General features: G+C 33.8%; 18 protein-coding genes. 9 read left to right on the top strand and 9 right to left on the bottom strand.

Annotation, left to right across the window (positions count from 1 at the left end; all coding sequences use genetic code 11):
- Positions 1-110: 110 nt before the first annotated feature.
- Together BUB89_RS14735 and pyrE are read right to left on the bottom strand one after the other, a co-directional pair.
- Positions 111-503, bottom strand: coding sequence for an SRPBCC family protein (locus BUB89_RS14735; protein WP_073246344.1), 393 nt, complete (start codon positions 501-503; stop codon positions 111-113).
- 10 nt (positions 504-513) lie between these two features.
- On the bottom strand, positions 514-1,167 hold the full coding sequence (gene pyrE, locus BUB89_RS14730) for an orotate phosphoribosyltransferase (RefSeq protein ID WP_073246342.1): 654 nt from the start codon (positions 1,165-1,167) through the stop codon (positions 514-516).
- Between the two features lie 7 nt (positions 1,168-1,174).
- Between pyrE and BUB89_RS14725 the strand changes: the two genes are divergently transcribed.
- Entirely contained in the window at positions 1,175-1,780 is a 606-nt protein-coding gene (locus BUB89_RS14725) for an NUDIX hydrolase (protein WP_073246340.1), read from the top strand.
- Positions 1,781-1,855: 75 nt separating this feature from the next.
- The gene (locus tag BUB89_RS14720; RefSeq protein ID WP_073246339.1) at positions 1,856-2,236 is read left to right on the top strand and encodes a PH domain-containing protein; all 381 of its coding nucleotides are present in this window, start codon (positions 1,856-1,858) and stop codon (positions 2,234-2,236) included.
- 82 nt (positions 2,237-2,318) lie between these two features.
- Here the strand turns inward: BUB89_RS14720 and guaB are convergent, their stop codons facing one another.
- From guaB to BUB89_RS14695, 5 genes are all read right to left on the bottom strand, one after another.
- Positions 2,319-3,791, bottom strand: a complete 1,473-nt coding sequence (gene guaB / locus BUB89_RS14715) for an IMP dehydrogenase (protein ID WP_073246337.1) — start codon at positions 3,789-3,791, stop codon at positions 2,319-2,321.
- Between the two features lie 92 nt (positions 3,792-3,883).
- Entirely contained in the window at positions 3,884-5,290 is a 1,407-nt protein-coding gene (locus tag BUB89_RS14710) for a DUF5723 family protein (RefSeq protein ID WP_073246335.1), read from the bottom strand.
- Positions 5,287-5,793: a hypothetical protein gene (locus tag BUB89_RS14705; RefSeq protein ID WP_234982656.1), complete on the bottom strand. Its 507-nt coding sequence runs from the start codon at positions 5,791-5,793 to the stop codon at positions 5,287-5,289. Before BUB89_RS14705 ends, BUB89_RS14710 begins: the two co-directional genes overlap by 4 nt.
- Before the next feature lie 115 nt (positions 5,794-5,908).
- Positions 5,909-6,772 carry a hydroxymethylglutaryl-CoA lyase gene (locus BUB89_RS14700; protein WP_073246331.1) on the bottom strand — a complete coding sequence of 288 codons (864 nt, stop codon included), beginning with the start codon at positions 6,770-6,772 and terminating at the stop codon, positions 5,909-5,911.
- A gap of 249 nt (positions 6,773-7,021) precedes the next feature.
- Entirely contained in the window at positions 7,022-8,071 is a 1,050-nt protein-coding gene (locus BUB89_RS14695; protein WP_073246329.1) for a quinone-dependent dihydroorotate dehydrogenase, read from the bottom strand.
- A 310-nt stretch (positions 8,072-8,381) separates the two neighbouring features.
- Between BUB89_RS14695 and BUB89_RS14690 the strand changes: the two genes are divergently transcribed.
- The 4 genes from BUB89_RS14690 to BUB89_RS18180 all read left to right on the top strand — a co-directional run bounded on the left by BUB89_RS14690 (position 8,382) and on the right by BUB89_RS18180 (position 11,560).
- Complete coding sequence (locus BUB89_RS14690) at positions 8,382-8,918, top strand: hypothetical protein (RefSeq protein WP_073246327.1); 537 nt, start codon at positions 8,382-8,384, stop codon at positions 8,916-8,918.
- 129 nt (positions 8,919-9,047) lie between these two features.
- Positions 9,048-9,455, top strand: a complete 408-nt coding sequence (locus BUB89_RS14685) for a DUF1003 domain-containing protein (RefSeq protein ID WP_073246325.1) — start codon at positions 9,048-9,050, stop codon at positions 9,453-9,455.
- A gap of 68 nt (positions 9,456-9,523) precedes the next feature.
- The gene (pepT, locus tag BUB89_RS14680; protein ID WP_073246323.1) at positions 9,524-10,798 is read left to right on the top strand and encodes a peptidase T; all 1,275 of its coding nucleotides are present in this window, start codon (positions 9,524-9,526) and stop codon (positions 10,796-10,798) included.
- A 204-nt stretch (positions 10,799-11,002) separates the two neighbouring features.
- Positions 11,003-11,560, top strand: a complete 558-nt coding sequence (locus BUB89_RS18180; protein WP_073246321.1) for a hypothetical protein — start codon at positions 11,003-11,005, stop codon at positions 11,558-11,560.
- A gap of 72 nt (positions 11,561-11,632) precedes the next feature.
- Here BUB89_RS18180 and yajC read toward each other — a convergent pair whose 3' ends face one another.
- Positions 11,633-11,905: a preprotein translocase subunit YajC gene (gene yajC / locus BUB89_RS14670; protein WP_073246319.1), complete on the bottom strand. Its 273-nt coding sequence runs from the start codon at positions 11,903-11,905 to the stop codon at positions 11,633-11,635.
- Positions 11,906-11,936: 31 nt separating this feature from the next.
- Positions 11,937-12,848: a transcription antitermination factor NusB gene (nusB, locus tag BUB89_RS14665; protein WP_073246465.1), complete on the bottom strand. Its 912-nt coding sequence runs from the start codon at positions 12,846-12,848 to the stop codon at positions 11,937-11,939.
- Positions 12,849-13,195: 347 nt separating this feature from the next.
- On the opposite strand from nusB, the gene BUB89_RS14660 reads away from it, so the two are divergent.
- The 3 genes from BUB89_RS14660 (at position 13,196) to BUB89_RS14650 (ending at position 16,414) form a co-directional block, all read left to right on the top strand.
- Complete coding sequence (locus BUB89_RS14660) at positions 13,196-14,956, top strand: ABC transporter ATP-binding protein (RefSeq protein ID WP_073246317.1); 1,761 nt, start codon at positions 13,196-13,198, stop codon at positions 14,954-14,956.
- A 72-nt stretch (positions 14,957-15,028) separates the two neighbouring features.
- Entirely contained in the window at positions 15,029-15,412 is a 384-nt protein-coding gene (locus BUB89_RS14655) for a PUR family DNA/RNA-binding protein (RefSeq protein WP_073246315.1), read from the top strand.
- Between the two features lie 96 nt (positions 15,413-15,508).
- Positions 15,509-16,414, top strand: coding sequence for a mechanosensitive ion channel family protein (locus BUB89_RS14650; RefSeq protein ID WP_073246312.1), 906 nt, complete (start codon positions 15,509-15,511; stop codon positions 16,412-16,414).
- The last annotated feature ends 105 nt before the right edge of the window (positions 16,415-16,519 follow it).

The following is a 16,519-nucleotide window of genomic DNA, read 5'->3' as shown; positions in this document are numbered from 1 at the left end:
TATTTACATGGACAGAAAGAGATTTAACAGCAAGTTCAATTTATACAAAAAAGAAACCCTCTTAGCCTGAGGACTAAAAGGGTTGTATAATTTATTTTAAAAATGCGAATTTATAATTTAGGCACATTGGTAACCAGCGTTTCTATAAACTTACTAATTGGCCCTTTTATCATCATGGCCATCATTGGGTTAAAATCACCCTCAAAATCTAATTTCACAGCGCTTGTAGCAGCCGAAACACTATCAATAGTAGTGATAAGAGTAAAAGGTACTTTATCAGATGCAGATCCGAATACTATTTTATGGGGAGCTGATTTTTCTTTAACCTTCAATTGAATTTCAGGCATTCCTTTTAATCCAAACAAAAAAGAATCTTCTCCAATAACTTCAAACTTAGCAATGTTTTCCGGCATCAATTTCTCAAAATTTTGCATGTCAGTCAACAATTCAAATAATTCCTCTGCCGATTTTTCAACGTTAACCTTTGGACTTTCTAAGTTCATAATCGTCTTATTATTTAGTCTCTACTTGCCCCCAAGTCGAAGGAGTAATACTCCATTCTCTTAAAGTTTTCTCTTCCTTTTCAGTAATGTAACTTTTAGCTACAGCTAAATTCAGTAAGTTTTGATAATTACTAAGGGTATATAAATCTAATTTTGCTTTTTTAAAGTTTTCTTCAGCAACATCAAATCCATACGTAAATATAGCAGCCATACCTTTAACATTAGCTCCCGCAGCACGCAAAGCATCAACAGCCTGCAAACTACTGTTACCGGTACTAATTAAGTCTTCTACAACCACAACATTTTGTCCTTTTTGCAAAAAGCCTTCCACCTGATTCTGGCGACCGTGCTTTTTAGGTTCCGGACGAACATAAACAAAGGGTAATCCCATGCTTTCGGCAACGAGCATACCAATCCCGATAGCCCCTGTAGCTACTCCGGCGATTACATCTGGTTTCCCAAATTGTTTCTCAATATTTTTTGCAAATTCATCTCTCACATAATTTCGTATGCTTGGAAATGAAAGAATTAGACGGTTATCACAATAAATTGGTGATTTCCATCCGGAAGCCCATGTAAAAGAATTTTCAGGATTCAATTTAATTGCATTTATTTGTAAAAGCAATTCGGCTGTTTTTTCGGCTGTATCTTTATTAAAAATCATAGTACAAATGTATAAAGTTTTTGTTAACGACAAACCACTTTTTTTGACAAATAAAATCTCCAGAGAGACAGACTTTCAGTTGTTTTTATTAGAAAGTATTGATATTAAACAAATTATAATCAAAATTTTCCAAAATAAAATTCAAAAAGCCTACCTCTATCATCCTGATGAAAAAGAGATTATGAAAACTTTAAAAGCTAAAATCCCTGTCAATAAAGCCGGTGGAGGATTAGTTTACAATAAAAAGGGAGAGGTTTTATTTATTTTTCGAAATGGAAAATGGGATTTACCTAAAGGTGGTGTCGAAAAAAAGGAAGAAATCGAGCAAACCGCAATGCGCGAAGTCGAAGAAGAAACCGGAGTCAACCAGTTACGAATTACCAATAAATTACAAAAAACCTATCATGTGTTCAAGCGCAATGGTGTTTATAAATTAAAAGTTACCCATTGGTTCGAAATGTATTCTGACTTTGAAGGAACACCACAAGGACAACTTGATGAAGGGATTGAAAAAGTAGCCTGGATTCATCCGGATGCTATTCCTGAAATCCTGAAAAACTCTTATGAAAACATCAAATTATTATTTGAAAAAGAAGAAGAACTAAAATTGTAATTTTTATAAATACCAAAAAGTCACCTAAAAATGATTGTATAATAAAAACAGAAACGATTAAAAAAATATTCAACTATGGGATTATTTTCAGCATTACTTGGAAACGCAGGAACGGTTAGCCAGGAAGATTTACAAAAAGATTACGGAAAATTATTAATAAGCGGTGAAGAAATCGAATTAGGTTTTAAACTTATCAGAGATGTATTTATTTTCACCAATAAAAGACTTATTTTAGTAGATAAACAGGGCTTAACAGCCAGTAAAGTAGAATACAAATCCATTAGCTATAAAAGTATTTCACGATTTAGTATTGAAACCGCGGGGACTTTTGATCTGGAAGCTGAATTAAAAATCTGGGTTTCCAGTGAGCAAGTACCAAGCATCAGAAAACAATTCAACAAATCAGTAAATGTGTATGATGTTCACAATGTATTAGCGACTCATGTATTGAAATAAAACAATTTATTTATAAAAATTAAAAGGCTGTCTTAAAGTTCACACTTCAAAGACAGCCTTTCTCTATAAATTAAGCTTTAAATTATCTGGAATAATTTGGCGCTTCTTTAGTAATCGTAACATTATGAGGATGACTTTCAGAAATTCCGCTTGAAGTTAAACGAACAAAACGTCCTGTTTCCTGCAACGTAGCAATATCTTTAGCACCACAATATCCCATACCTGCGCGAAGACCTCCTACAAATTGCAACATACTTTCGTTTAATTCTCCTTTGTAAGGCACACGACCTACAATTCCTTCCGGAACCAGTTTTTTTACATCGTCTTCTACATCCTGGAAATAACGGTCTTTAGAACCGGTTTGCATGGCTTCAACAGAACCCATTCCGCGGTATGATTTGAATTTTCTTCCTTCAAAAATAATAGTTTCTCCCGGAGATTCCTTAGTACCGGCTAAAAGCGAACCTAACATTACACAATCAGCTCCTGCGGCAATTGCTTTAGGAATATCTCCTGTGTAACGAATTCCACCATCAGCAATTACAGGAACGCCTGAACCTTTGATAGCTGCAGCTACTTCTAAAACAGCTGAAAACTGAGGAAAACCAACACCGGCTACAATACGGGTAGTACAAATAGAACCTGGACCGATTCCTACTTTTACGCCATCTGCTCCGTTTTCAACCAAATATTTAGCAGCTTCCGGTGTAGCGATGTTACCTACAATAACATCTAAATCAGGAAATTGTGCTTTAACTAATTTTAAAACATCCACCACTCCTTTAGTATGTCCGTGAGCGGTATCAATAATTACCGCATCAACACCTGCATTTACTAAAGCTGTAGCTCTTTCAACGGCATCGGCAGTAACTCCTAAAGCAGCAGCTACCCGCAAACGTCCGTATTTATCTTTATTAGCATTTGGTTTTTGATTCAATTTAGTAATATCTCTAAATGTAATCAAACCCACTAATGTATTGTCTTTGTCAATTACAGGAAGTTTTTCAATTTTATGCCCCTGCAAAACAACTTCTGCCTGTTCTAGTGATGTTCCTTCGGCAACAGTTACCAGATTTTCACTCGTCATGACCTCGATAATTGGTCGGGTGCTGTTTTTTTCAAAACGCAAATCACGATTAGTAACAATCCCTTTCAGTTTTTGATTTTCATCAACAACCGGAATTCCGCCGATACCATATTCTTTCATTGCCGATTTAGCGTCAGCTACAGTAGCATTTAATGGCAAAGTAACCGGATCGATGATCATACCTGATTCGGCACGTTTTACTTTTCTTACTTTAGCAGCTTGCTGCTCAATAGTCATATTTTTATGTAAAACACCAATTCCTCCTTCTTGTGCCATAGCAATTGCCATAGAACTTTCGGTTACGGTATCCATAGCGGCAGATACAATAGGAACGTTAAGCGTTATATTTCTTGAAAATTTTGTTTTGATACTCACTTCGCGAGGAAGCACATGCGAGTAATTAGGAACTAATAATACATCATCGTAAGTTAAACCTTCACCGATAATCTTGGAGTTGTGTGCTATCATGTTGCAATTTCTAGTTGAATTGCGTGCAAATATAGCAAATTATTTTGACTTTTTATAATTCAAAATTCAATTAATTTAACAATAGTCTTCAACTATTGCGAATAAGGCGGTTCATTACTGTCTTTGAAAATGAAATTAAATCCAAATTGAAACGAAAGACTATTTGCTTTAGAAACATCGCGGTATTCCAATAAATTATCAGCCATAAAATACATATTGAACTTACCTATATCAGCTGACAATCCCAATCCTATATTGGTATAAGAATAGGAATCCAGCGTATAAGTTGCTTTAAGATGTAGTTTATCAGAAACATTTCGCCGATAAAAACCCGTTAATGCAGTTATTGGTGTTCTGGGCGTGCTCATGACAAACAGCTGTGCTCCTACGGCATTTTTATAACTTTTTTCGCCGGCTATGCACACACAATCTTCATCAGTGGCTGTTCCAAAAGAGTATTGATAGGAAGCATTTAGTTTTACAGGACGCCAAGTGGTATATTTAGTATACAAAGTATCTAAAGGAATTGCTTCTCTAAAATCATCATAAATACTTTCAGGGTCATCAGTATTTGAAAAGTCAGGATTAATTCCCTGATAGTTATAGTATCCTTTCAAGGTATAGTTTTCAACATCTTTGCTGTGGTTTACAAATCCTACGTCAAGAATACTGGCTGTTATCTGGGTATTTTTTTTAGGATAATAAGTAAATCCTAAGTCAAATCCTAAACCTAAATCGCCGCCAAACAGCATTTGTTTCTGAATATCGCCGGCCACATCTCCATCATATTCATCTGTAGTATACTTTGAAACACCTGAGGTTTTTAATTCCAGATTCGAATTAATTATCTGGTTGTAAACGGTAGTATTAGAATTGGTCGTAATTATAGAACCTGAATTTTGTGTAGAAGTTGCATTGAAACCACTAAAATAGACTTTCCCCCTTGCTCCAACTATTAGTTTTTCGGAAAGATTTTTATGATATCCCAAATGCAAAACGGTAACTGCCTCAGCTTTTACACTTAAATCAGCCAGATTAAAGGATTTTCCAATATAATTTTGATTTCCGTCTAAAGCTAAAATAGCCAAATCTTTAGGCATATAGCTAAAAAAATCAAACTCCTGATACAAGCCAAAGGAAAGATAGCCTTTATTATCCAGCCAGTCACCCAGTTTAATACCACCATTCAAAATTTCGATTTGTTCGTTTACCGCTGCATGATCCCGGCGGCTGGTTGAGTACACCACATTTCTTAATTTCTGATTGAAATCGACTCCGTCATTGGCAAACAAATCATAAGCTGAAAACCCGGATGAAGCAGTTTTAAAAGAAAAACCGGAAAGCAACGGAACACCAAAATAATATTTGTATTTAAAATCGGCTCCGGGATTTGTCATTAACGATTGTGGAACTGAAGTAAAATTATAAAGCAATTGCTTGTTTTGTGAAAAACAATTTAGCGAAATCAAAACGAAAAAAAATGCAATTATTTTTCTCATTCTATTTCTAAATATACGGTTGCACTTGAACGCAATATTAAATTACCTGTACTGTTGGAGTTAAAAGCCGGGCCGGATTTTACCGTTAATGCAAATTGCAGTTTTCGGGTATTTTTAAGCAACTGTAATTTAGCATTTTCAAAAATTTCCATTTTGCTGATTACCGTTGGAGTTCCAGCAGAAGCAGGAATATCAAAACTGATGGTATACAAAACCTGATCATTATCGTTTAACAAAAGAATATCAGCTTTGAAAGCTCTGTTTATGGTATTGGTTATTTCAAAATGTAAGTCTGCTTTTTGCAAATAATCATTAAGGTATCTGTCTCTGAAAATATCAAAATCCTGAGAATCCAAAACCAAATTATATTCTGAGCCGTTATCAGCCAGAAAATCAGTGGCTGCAACATTAAAATAACTCAGATTCCCTTCCACTACAGGCTGAAGTTTTAAATCGTTTACCTGATCAAAATTTAAATCACTGGAACAGGAAAAAGTCGACATTATCAAAAATGCCCAACACGTTATTTTAAGTAAATAATATTTTTTCATCGCAGGACTTAAATACTTTTAGATTAAGAAAACGAAAACCGGAAACTTTTATTATAAATATTCAGGATTAATAAAACGCACCAAATAACTTTGAAGCCTCATTATAAGCACTTTCAAAACTCAATGGATTCAATTTTAGATTCTCCTTATTAGCGGTAAAATAAGATAGTAATTTTTCTGTTGGCATATTTCCGGTCAATTCATCTTTTGCCATTGGACAACCTCCAAAACCCTGAATTGCACCATCAAATCGACGACAGCCCGACTGATGAGCTGCTTCTATTTTTTCAAACCATTTATCATAAGTAGTATGCAAATGAGCGCCAAATTCCATTTGAGGATATTGGGGTATTAAACTCGAAAACAAATACCGAATCACCTCTGGTGTAGAACTGCCAATTGTATCCGATAATGAAAGTATTTTTACTCCCATTGCAGCCAACTTTTCTGTCCATTCTCCTACAATAGCTACATTCCAGGGATCTCCGTAGGGATTTCCAAAACCCATAGACAAATAAGCCACCACTTCTTTATCATTTTTATAGGCTATTTCCAGAATTTCCTGTAAACTTATAATTGATTCTGCTATGGTTTTGTGGGTATTTCGCATTTGGAAATTCTCAGAAATCGAAAAAGGAAAGCCTAAATAGTGTATGGCTCCAAATTGTGCTGCCATTTCAGCGCCTTTGGTATTTGCAATAATGGCTAATAATTTACTGCTTGTTCCGGATAAATCCAATTGGTCTAAAACCGCCGCAGTATCCTGCATTTGCGGAATAGCTTTTGGTGACACAAAACTTCCAAAATCGATAGTGTCAAATCCTACCCTCAATAAAGACTGAATGTAAGCAACTTTCTTCTCGGTAGGGATAAAAGTTTTAATGCCTTGCATGGCATCACGTGGACATTCTATAATTTTTATTGGCTCCATAGATTTCAAAGATACTAAAACTTGCTAACTGACAAAAAGTATTATTTAGCAAAGTAAAATGGAAATATCAAAAATCAATGGAAATATCAAAAAAACAATTTCAATGGCAATATCAATATTATTTGAAATTGCCATTGAAATTGAAATTACTTTTCTCTTTGAGAATCTTTGCGTAATAACAGCAGAGTTTAAAACTAAAAACTTAGCGAATTTTTACATTTTCTCTTCATGTATCTTTGCGTAAAAAACCTACTTACGACTTAGAATCTTTTTGTTAATCGCTTTTACTAAGGCCGGGCCTTCATAAATAAAACCAGTATAGAGCTGTACTAAACTGGCTCCTGCTTCTAGTTTTTCGATAGCATCATCGGCAGAATGGATTCCTCCTACTCCAATAATTGGGAAAGCTTTATTGCTTTTTTGCGAAAGAAAACGAATTACTTCAGTAGAACGTTTGGTTAATGGCTTCCCTGACAATCCACCCATTTCAGTTTTATTTTCTGATTGTAAACCGTCACGGGAAATAGTAGTATTGGTGGCAATTACACCCGCAATTTGAGTTTCTTTTACAATATCAATAATATCTAATAATTGCTCATCAGTCAAATCAGGAGCGATTTTAAGCAAAATTGGTTTAGCTCCGCTCAGTTCGACTCCGTCTCGGGTTTGTTTTGGCTTAGCCAAATTTTTATTCTGCAAGGTTTGCAACAGCTGTGTCAACGGTTCTTTGTCCTGTAAAGCACGTAAATTTGGCGTATTAGGCGAACTCACATTCACTACAAAATAATCCACATAATCGTATAAAGCATCAAAACAGATTTCGTAATCCGAAGTTGCTTCTTCATTAGGAGTTAATTTATTTTTTCCAATGTTTCCACCAATTAAAACTCCGGGATTAGATTTCAGTCTTTCAACCGCTTCCATTACGCCACCGTTATTAAATCCCATTCGGTTAATAATTGCCGAATCTTCTCTTAAACGAAACAATCGTTTTTTAGGATTTCCTTCCTGCCCTTTCGGTGTTAAAGTTCCTATTTCGATAAATCCAAAACCAAAATTGGATAATTCCTTATATAATTTGGCATCCTTATCAAAACCGGCAGCTAAACCTACAGGATTTTTAAATTTTAACCCAAACACTTCCGTTTCTAATCTTTTATCATTTACTAAATAAAGTGATTTATAAAGAGTCGAAAAACCGGGAATTTTAGAAGTAACACGAACAAATGAGAACGTGAAATAATGTATTTTTTCCGGATCAAAACAAAAAAAGAGCGGTCGGATAAGCTGTTTATACATAGGATGTTAATTTGTGGTGCAAAAATAGAATTATCTAATGGATAATTAAATATTTCTAAAAAAATTATGCAATGCTTTTTATTTTAGGCATTGTTTACTATAAAAGCTCCCTGAATTCAAGTTAAATAAAACACAAAACATTCTTATAACAAAAAATACAAAACACTAAATAACAGGTAGTTAAGCAAAATCATTTCTATTTCCTGCTTTGAGATTAAAAAAACAGAGGTTTTTTAAAAGATATTTCCTACCTTGTATATAATATTAGGAATGATAACAATCATTTTTATTAATCTAAAAACGCTATATCATGAAACTAAAATTAATTTTAAGCACAGTATTACTTTCCAGTTTTCAGTTTTTCTTTGCTCAAACTACAAGCGGTAATACTCAAAATTCTGTAAAAGTCAATACCGCTAAAGATTCAATTAACGCTGCAACCAAAGCAGTTGCTATGACTGCTGCAGCAGAAAAAGAAGCGCTAAGAAAAGAAGCCAATGAGCTTAAAGCAAAAATGCGAAAAGAGAAAGAAGCACTAAAAGAAGCTAAAAAAGCCGAGCAGGAAAAAAAGGATTTCGAAAAAGAACAAAAAGCATTTACAAAACAACAAGACCAAATTCTTTCGGGAGAAAAATCAGTTCATAAAATAAAAACCAAAATATCGCAAGAAGAAAAAAGTTTAAACAAAAGTAAACAACGCTTTGAAAGTCAAAAATCACGAGGAAAGCTAACTTCTACTGATATTGAAGAAGAGAACATCAAAATCAGTAAACAACAAATTAAAATAAACGATCTAAATGATGATCTCATCAAAGCGGAAGAAAAACTGATAAAATTGAGAAATTAAATAGTTCAAACTCAAAACTAACTGCAAATTTCGACAATTAAATCTGTACAAAACGGAAAAAATTAATTGATGAGTTTGTAGTTTTTTTGTACCTGAACTTTAAGTACATTTAAACAAAAATTAAAATCAATGAATATCAATAAAAACTGGCATCAAAAACATAGTGACAATCTGAGCTGGGGTAGCCGGATTGCAGATGCCGTAGCAAAAGGAATGGGTTCCTGGAGTTTTATAATTATCCAGACAGTATTTGTATTTATATGGATGGGACTCAACCTGGTTGCTTATAGCAAACACTGGGATCCCTATCCTTTTATTTTGCTGAATCTGTTGTTTTCAACTCAGGCTGCTTATGCGGCACCCATAATCATGATGGCGCAAAATCGTCAAAACGAAAGAGACCGCATTCAGGCACAGGAAGATTACACTACTAATAAAGAAGCTAAACTCGAAATTGAAGCATTGGCAAAAAAACTCAACTCTATTGATGTGGAGAAATTAGACAAAATAATCCGAATATTGGAAAACAAACAATAAGAGTCGCATTCTCACGCTATACTTTAAATTAATCTTATCTTTGCAATCCAATAAAAAAACACCTTTTTATGCAAGATATCATTGATCGTTTTATTAGTTATGTCACTATTGATACTGAATCGAATCCGAATTCAGAAACAACACCAAGTACAGAGAAACAATGGGTTTTAGCTAATAAATTAGTCGAAGAATTAAAATCTATAGGAATGCAGGAGGTAACCATTGATGATAAAGCGTACATCATGGCAACCCTGCCCGCTAATGTAGATCACGAAGTTCCCGTAATAGGATTCGTTTCTCATTTTGATACTTCACCTGATTTTTCCGGAGCCAACGTAAAACCGCAAATTATCAGCAATTATGATGGAAAAGATATTGTTTTAAACCAGGAACAAAATATCATTTTATCACCAGGATATTTCAAAGATTTAGTACAATATAAAGGACAAACCTTAATTACTACTGATGGCACAACACTTTTGGGTGCTGACGATAAAGCCGGAATTACCGAAATTGTGACCGCAATGGAATACCTGATTAAAAATCCGGATATCAAACACGGAAAAATCAGAATTGGATTCACTCCAGATGAAGAAATTGGTCGCGGAGCACATCATTTTGACGTGGAAAAATTTGGCGCTCAGTGGGCATACACCATGGACGGAAGTCAGATAGGCGAATTAGAATATGAAAATTTTAATGCGGCTGGAGCCAAAATTACTTTCAAAGGAAAAAGTGTTCATCCCGGCTACGCTAAAGGAAAAATGATTAACTCCATGTTAGTCGCCAATGCTTTTCTTAACGAAGTACCTTCTGACGAAGTACCCGAAAAAACCAAAGGTTACGAAGGATTTTATCACGTTCACCATTTTAACGGAAGCATTGAAGAAACTGTTGTCGAATTAATTATCAGAGATCATAACAAGGTAAAATTCGAAAAAAGAAAAGAAAAAATCCAAAAAATTGTTCGCAAAATCAATAAACAATTTGCGAAGCAATTTGGAGAAGATATTGTTATTGCTGAAATCAAAGATCAATATTACAACATGAAGGAAAAAGTAATTCCTGTGAAACATATTGTAAACATTGCCGAAAAAGCAATGAAAGAATTAAATATCAAACCAATTATAAAACCCATCCGTGGCGGAACGGATGGTTCTCAATTGTCCTACATGGGATTGCCTTGCCCCAACATCTTTGCAGGCGGACATAATTTTCATGGAAAATATGAATATGTTCCTGTTGAAAGCATGCAAAAAGCAGTAGCTGTAATTGTAAAAATTGCCGAGCTTACTGCTCTTCCTGATTACGGACTGGAAAAAACAAAAACTGCAAAAAGGTAATATTCCTAAACTATTCTATTCAACAAAGTCACGCAATCCGGGACTTTTGTTGTTTTTATTGCTATTTATAATTGCTTTTATAGAAAAACTTAACATTCCCGTATGTAAATTTTGTGTAAATTTAGATACAATACCATGAGTATTTAACAATACAATGGGTATTAAAAGTATTCTTTATTTTATAACAACCAAATATTTAGTATTATGAGTGAAAAACAAGAGGAAGCTGATAAAATTCCGGATAATGGCGAAAGTCCAAAACCTGTAAGACAACGAGCTACAAAACCAGTGGTTAAAAAGGAAACTCCGGAAAAACCAAAAACGGTCAGACAAAGAGCTACGAAACCGGCTGCTAAAAGCGAAACTCCTGAGAAACCAAAGCCAGTGAGACAAAGAACGACAAAAGCAACGGTTAAAACTGAAACTGCAGAAAAGCCAGCTGAAGCAAAAGTAAATCAGCAACAAACAGAAAAAGAGGAAATTGCAGCTACTCCGGAAACGGAATCAACTACAGCAAATCCAGACGAAATAGCCAAACAAAAAAAGAAGAAAAAAAAGGCTAAGGATAAAAAGAAAGAAAAAGAGAAAAAAGCTGCTGCTAAAGAAAAAGCCAAACTCAAAAAGAAAAAAAAGTTAGCCAAAGCTAAGAAGGCTAAAAAAGAAAAAGCTAAAAAAGCAAAAGAGAAAGCTAAACTTAAAGAGAAGAAAGCAAAGGCGAAGGCTAAAAAAGAGAAGAACAAAAAAAAGAGTAAAAAGAAATAATTCTGTTGTAGTCATAAAAAAGTCCCTGCAATGAGGGACTTTTTTATACAATTTTATTTTTTACCAATAATCTTATTTTTTAGCTAAGGAAGCACTCATTTCCATAGAAATTGCCGAACGCTCCATTTTTAACTTTCCTGCCATTGTTTCAACAACTACAGTAGTTTCGGCTAATTCTGCAACTTTTCCGTGAAGACCGCTTTTAGTAATAACTTTGTCACCAACTTTTAAGCTGTTTTCAAATTCTTTTTCGCTTTTAGCTCTTTTTTGTTGTGGTCTGATCATGAAGAAATAGATAACCACAAACATTAAAATAAACGGTGCAAACTGAGTTAATTGTTCCATAATTTGAATTCTTTTTTTTTATTTATTACTATTACATTAAACCGCGACCGGCTTTAATCATTTTTTTACTTGCTTCTAATTCTTTAACCAGATTGTCTAAAATTCCGTTGATAAAAATACTGCTTTTAGGAGTAGAATATTCTTTGGCCAATTCTAAATATTCATTCAGCGTTACTTTTACAGGAATAGAAGGGAATTTTAAAAATTCGCAAATAGCCATTTTTAAAATAATTGTATCTACCTCAGCTATCCTTTCACTGTCCCAATTAGGTGTTTTATCAACAAATTCTTTAGCTAATGCTGCTTCGTTCAAAACCGTTTTGCGAAATAAATCTTTAACAAAATCCCTGTCTTCATTGTCTTTATACAATTTTGGCACTTTGAAATTATCGTTTTCGATAGGTTTCATGGCTTTCAGTTGCTTGATAATCTGAGTGTTCACCATCGGAATATCATCAATCCAGGTTAGCTTATCGTCTTCTAAAAACTCGTATAATTTCTCATTTGGAACAATTACTTCTGTAAACAAATCAATAATCAACTGTCGGTCTTCTTCGAATGAACGAGCCGGATTACTCATGTATTTTTGATAATATGAACTTTCTTTAATAGCTGTTAACAAAAGCGCTATATAATCTTCATGCAAATGCCAGGCATCAATTTTTCTGGTTTCTAAAGCAATGCTTAAAGAATTATTTTCGGCAAGAATTTCGAAAATACTGTTTTTAATAAATTTTTCGTTGGGATTACGTTCCGCTGCGGTAGCTAAATGTTTTTGACTGGATAGATGCAAAAACTGAGTTTCTTTTTTACATATTTCCAATAAGGAAGAAATCATGGTAAGGTATAAATCCTGAATATTATCGATACTGTAAAAAAGGAATTTTTCTTCCTTTTCCAAGTTATCAGAGCCGTTTTGATGCATCGCATAAATGGTTTGCATAACTTTAACGCGAATGTGTCTTCTATTTACCACCTTGTAAGAACTTTATAAAATTAGTCTGCAAAAATAAGGATTTCCTTTTTTAAAATAAAATTTAAAGCTATAAAAAGCAGAACAAAGTAGCTGAGTTGTTGTCACGAATTCACTAATTTTATTTTTTCAAATTTAAAATCAGTAACGTATCTTATAAATTCCTTCATTCCATAAATTAAAATTTGTGAATTCGTGGCTTTATTTTAAACTGATGAATTAACGAAACGTTAAATCCAACTTAACAGCAAACAGATCGCTAACAATTATTACTTTTAAAGTTTATCTTTGTTTTTTAAATACAGCCTAGCCCAGAAATGAAAGAATTACTCTATCTCAATAAATATTTCATCAAATACAAATACCGTTTTATCTTAGGAATTGTATTTACTATTGTCGCACAAATATTTTCTCTTTTTACACCTAAATTAATTAGTAAATCTTTTGCTGCCATTGAAAATTTTGCAAAAGACAAATCAGTTCCTAATTCGGTTATTCAGGATCAGTTAGTAAATAATATTCTGCTTATTATAGCCACAACTATCATTGCCGGCTTCCTGACTTTTCTGATGCGTCAAACTTTGATTGTAATGTCCCGTCATATCGAGTTTGATTTGAAAAATGAAGTGTTCAGACAGTATGAAAACCTGTCTCAGAATTTCTATAAAAAGAACCGCACCGGCGATTTAATGAACCGTATTAGTGAAGATGTTTCAAAAGTAAGAATGTATGTGGGTCCGGCGGTAATGTATACCATCAATACCGTGATTAGGTTTGCAATCGTAATTATTTTCATGTACAGAGTATCACCGTTACTGACTTTATACACCATTTTACCCTTACCCATATTATCTTATGCAATTTTTAAATTAAGCACTGAGATCAATATCCGAAGCACTACTTTTCAGCAATATTTATCTAAAGTTTCCAGTTTTACACAGGAAATTTTTTCAGGTGTTCGTGTCATAAAAGCCTATTCGCTGGAAAACCAACACCAGAATAACATGGTAGATTTAGCCTTAGAAAGTAAAAGCAAAAGTTTAGATTTGGCTAAAGTACAGTCGTTATTTGGTCCCTTGATGTTGGCTTTGATTGGAATTAGCAACTTGGTTGTGATTTATTTTGGCGGATTAATGTACATTAACGGAAGCATCCAAAGCATTGGAACCATTGCCGAATTTATTCTTTATGTAAACATGCTCACCTGGCCTGTTGCCTCATTAGGTTGGGTTTCCTCTATGGTTCAGGAAGCCGAAGCTTCTCAAAAAAGACTCAACGAGTTTTTAAAAATAAAACCGGAAATCAAAAATAACAATCCTCAAAAATCAACTATTGAAGGAGCTATAGCTTTCGAAAATGTAAGTTTTACATACGAAGACACCCATATTACAGCACTTCACAACATTTCGTTTACGGTAAATAAAGGAGAAACACTGGCTATTCTTGGTAAAACAGGTTCCGGAAAATCGACCATTTTATCGTTGATTTCCCGAATGTATGACGTGAGTCAGGGAGCTATAAAAATAGACAAACAGGAAATCAGTAAACTTAACTTATTTGATTTGCGTAACAGTATCGGGATTGTGCCACAGGATGCTTTTCTATTTTCGGACAGTATCAAAAACAACATCCGTTTTGGTAAGGAAGATGCCGAAATTGAAGAAGTTATGGCTGCCGCCAAAAACGCTGTGGTTCATGACAACATCATGGGTTTCAACAAACAATACGATACCATATTGGGAGAAAGAGGAATTACACTTTCTGGTGGGCAAAAACAAAGGGTTTCTATAGCCAGAGCCATTATTAAAAACCCTCCTATTTTATTGTTTGACGACTGCTTATCTGCTGTTGATACAGAGACCGAAGAAGCGATTTTAAACAATTTATATTCCATTTGCAAAGACAAAACAACGATCATTGTTAGCCATAGAGTTTCGTCGGCAAAAAATGCAGATAAGATAATTATTCTGGAAGATGGAAAAATTATTCAACAAGGTTCTCATAACCAGTTGATAAATCAGGAAGGCTATTATGCATCATTATATTTAAAACAACTTTCTGAAAAAGAATTACTTTAAATCTTGCTTAATACATATATTTTTATCATTTTTGGTTTCAATTAACAACCATATTATTGTATAGAACGGATTATGAGAGAAAATGACATGTTAGAAAAAGAAGAAATCTTTTCTAAAGTTTTACGTGCAGGAAGAAGAACATATTTCTTTGATGTGAGAGCTACAAAAGCGGATGATTATTACATTACCATTACCGAAAGTAAAAAATTCACCGAAGAAGACGGTTCTTTTCATTTTAAAAAACACAAAATATATTTGTATAAAGAAGATTTTGCTGCTTTTTCCGAAATACTGGAAGAAATGACTTCGTATGTGTTAAATCACAAAGGTGAAGAAGTAATTTCTGAAAGACATCAGAAAGATTTCAAGAAAGAATACGCAACTGAAAGAGTTAGCTCAGAAAGTTCAGTTACAGGAATATCAAATTTTACCGATATTGATTTTGATGACATTTAATTGTTTCAAACACAACCAGGTTAAAACAATACATTTAGTCCAAAAATCGGTTCGGTTTTTGGACTTTTTTTTTATTAATTTTTAAACAAGTAAACTATGAATTTAATAACAATCGACTGGCAGGAAACGACCAATAAATATTTAAATGAATATAGTGAGTTAATAGTTCCATGGCTTTTAACAAGTGGGGTGAAAATTATTTTTATTCTTATTGCCGCCTTTATACTTAATAAAATCCTGAATCGTTTTATTGAAAAAGCAGTTCGCATAGCCATTAGAACAGACAGATATTCATCTAAAGAAGCAGAAACAAAAAGAGAGAATACCTTAATCCAGATTTTTACAACTACATCAAAAATTGCTATTTTATGTATCATTCTTTTAATGATATTGGGAGAATTTGGTATCGAAATCGGGCCTATTTTAGCTGCAGCGGGAATTGTAGGTCTGGCTTTTGGTTTTGGTGGACAATACCTCATCAGGGATATTATTTCAGGATTATTCATCATTCTCGAAAACCAATACCGTGTGGGTGACGTGGTTAATTTTGACATTGCCAGCGGAGCTGTAGAACAAATCAGTTTAAGAAAAACGACTTTAAGAGACATGGACGGAACGGTACATCATATTCCTCATGGGGAAATTAAAAAAGTATCTAACTTGTCTACTGAATATTCCCGTATCAATTTGAATATCGGAGTTTCTTATAATTGTGATATTGAACATGTTATTGCGGTTGTTAATAAAATTGGTAATGAACTGGCTGCGGATCAGGAATTCGGGAAATACATTATAAAAGTACCTCAGTTTTTAAGAGTTGATGAATTTGCAGATTCCTCCATAATCATAAAAATTTTAGGAGAAACGCAACCCAGCAAACAATGGGAGATTACAGGCGAACTTAGAAAGAGAATTAAAATCACTTTTGATAAAGAAGGTATCGAAATTCCTTTCCCTCAATTAGTCGTTCATAATGCCATTGAGGCAGTTGAGACAAAATAATAGTTCAAAATTAAATGTATTTAAAATCCTGAAAATCGTTTCAGGATTTTTTTTAGGTCTCAAAAATTTCATTCACAGAATTCGTATCTTGTACCTACTTAATTT

The organism is Flavobacterium flevense, from assembly GCF_900142775.1.
GTDB lineage: Bacteria > Bacteroidota > Bacteroidia > Flavobacteriales > Flavobacteriaceae > Flavobacterium > Flavobacterium flevense.
Note: the sequence above shows the minus strand (reverse complement) of the source record. Positions and strands in the feature narration are given on the sequence as shown.

What these genes read in the sequence shown, in the direction of transcription:
- BUB89_RS14685 (WP_073246325.1), top strand. Translation starts at nt 9,048, where the DNA reads ATGAATATCAATAAAAACTGGCATCAAAAACATAGTGACAATCTGAGC.
- BUB89_RS14690 (WP_073246327.1), top strand. Translation starts at nt 8,382, where the DNA reads ATGAAACTAAAATTAATTTTAAGCACAGTATTACTTTCCAGTTTTCAG.
- pyrE (WP_073246342.1), bottom strand. Translation starts at nt 1,167, where the DNA reads ATGATTTTTAATAAAGATACAGCCGAAAAAACAGCCGAATTGCTTTTA.
- pepT (WP_073246323.1), top strand. Translation starts at nt 9,524, where the DNA reads ATGCAAGATATCATTGATCGTTTTATTAGTTATGTCACTATTGATACT.
- BUB89_RS14660 (WP_073246317.1), top strand. Translation starts at nt 13,196, where the DNA reads ATGAAAGAATTACTCTATCTCAATAAATATTTCATCAAATACAAATAC.
- guaB (WP_073246337.1), bottom strand. Translation starts at nt 3,791, where the DNA reads ATGATAGCACACAACTCCAAGATTATCGGTGAAGGTTTAACTTACGAT.
- BUB89_RS14700 (WP_073246331.1), bottom strand. Translation starts at nt 6,772, where the DNA reads ATGGAGCCAATAAAAATTATAGAATGTCCACGTGATGCCATGCAAGGC.
- yajC (WP_073246319.1), bottom strand. Translation starts at nt 11,905, where the DNA reads ATGGAACAATTAACTCAGTTTGCACCGTTTATTTTAATGTTTGTGGTT.
- BUB89_RS18180 (WP_073246321.1), top strand. Translation starts at nt 11,003, where the DNA reads ATGAGTGAAAAACAAGAGGAAGCTGATAAAATTCCGGATAATGGCGAA.
- BUB89_RS14695 (WP_073246329.1), bottom strand. Translation starts at nt 8,071, where the DNA reads ATGTATAAACAGCTTATCCGACCGCTCTTTTTTTGTTTTGATCCGGAA.
- BUB89_RS14650 (WP_073246312.1), top strand. Translation starts at nt 15,509, where the DNA reads ATGAATTTAATAACAATCGACTGGCAGGAAACGACCAATAAATATTTA.
- BUB89_RS14735 (WP_073246344.1), bottom strand. Translation starts at nt 503, where the DNA reads ATGAACTTAGAAAGTCCAAAGGTTAACGTTGAAAAATCGGCAGAGGAA.
- BUB89_RS14720 (WP_073246339.1), top strand. Translation starts at nt 1,856, where the DNA reads ATGGGATTATTTTCAGCATTACTTGGAAACGCAGGAACGGTTAGCCAG.
- BUB89_RS14725 (WP_073246340.1), top strand. Translation starts at nt 1,175, where the DNA reads ATGTATAAAGTTTTTGTTAACGACAAACCACTTTTTTTGACAAATAAA.
- BUB89_RS14710 (WP_073246335.1), bottom strand. Translation starts at nt 5,290, where the DNA reads ATGAGAAAAATAATTGCATTTTTTTTCGTTTTGATTTCGCTAAATTGT.
- BUB89_RS14655 (WP_073246315.1), top strand. Translation starts at nt 15,029, where the DNA reads ATGAGAGAAAATGACATGTTAGAAAAAGAAGAAATCTTTTCTAAAGTT.
- BUB89_RS14705 (WP_234982656.1), bottom strand. Translation starts at nt 5,793, where the DNA reads ATGTCGACTTTTTCCTGTTCCAGTGATTTAAATTTTGATCAGGTAAAC.
- nusB (WP_073246465.1), bottom strand. Translation starts at nt 12,848, where the DNA reads ATGCAAACCATTTATGCGATGCATCAAAACGGCTCTGATAACTTGGAA.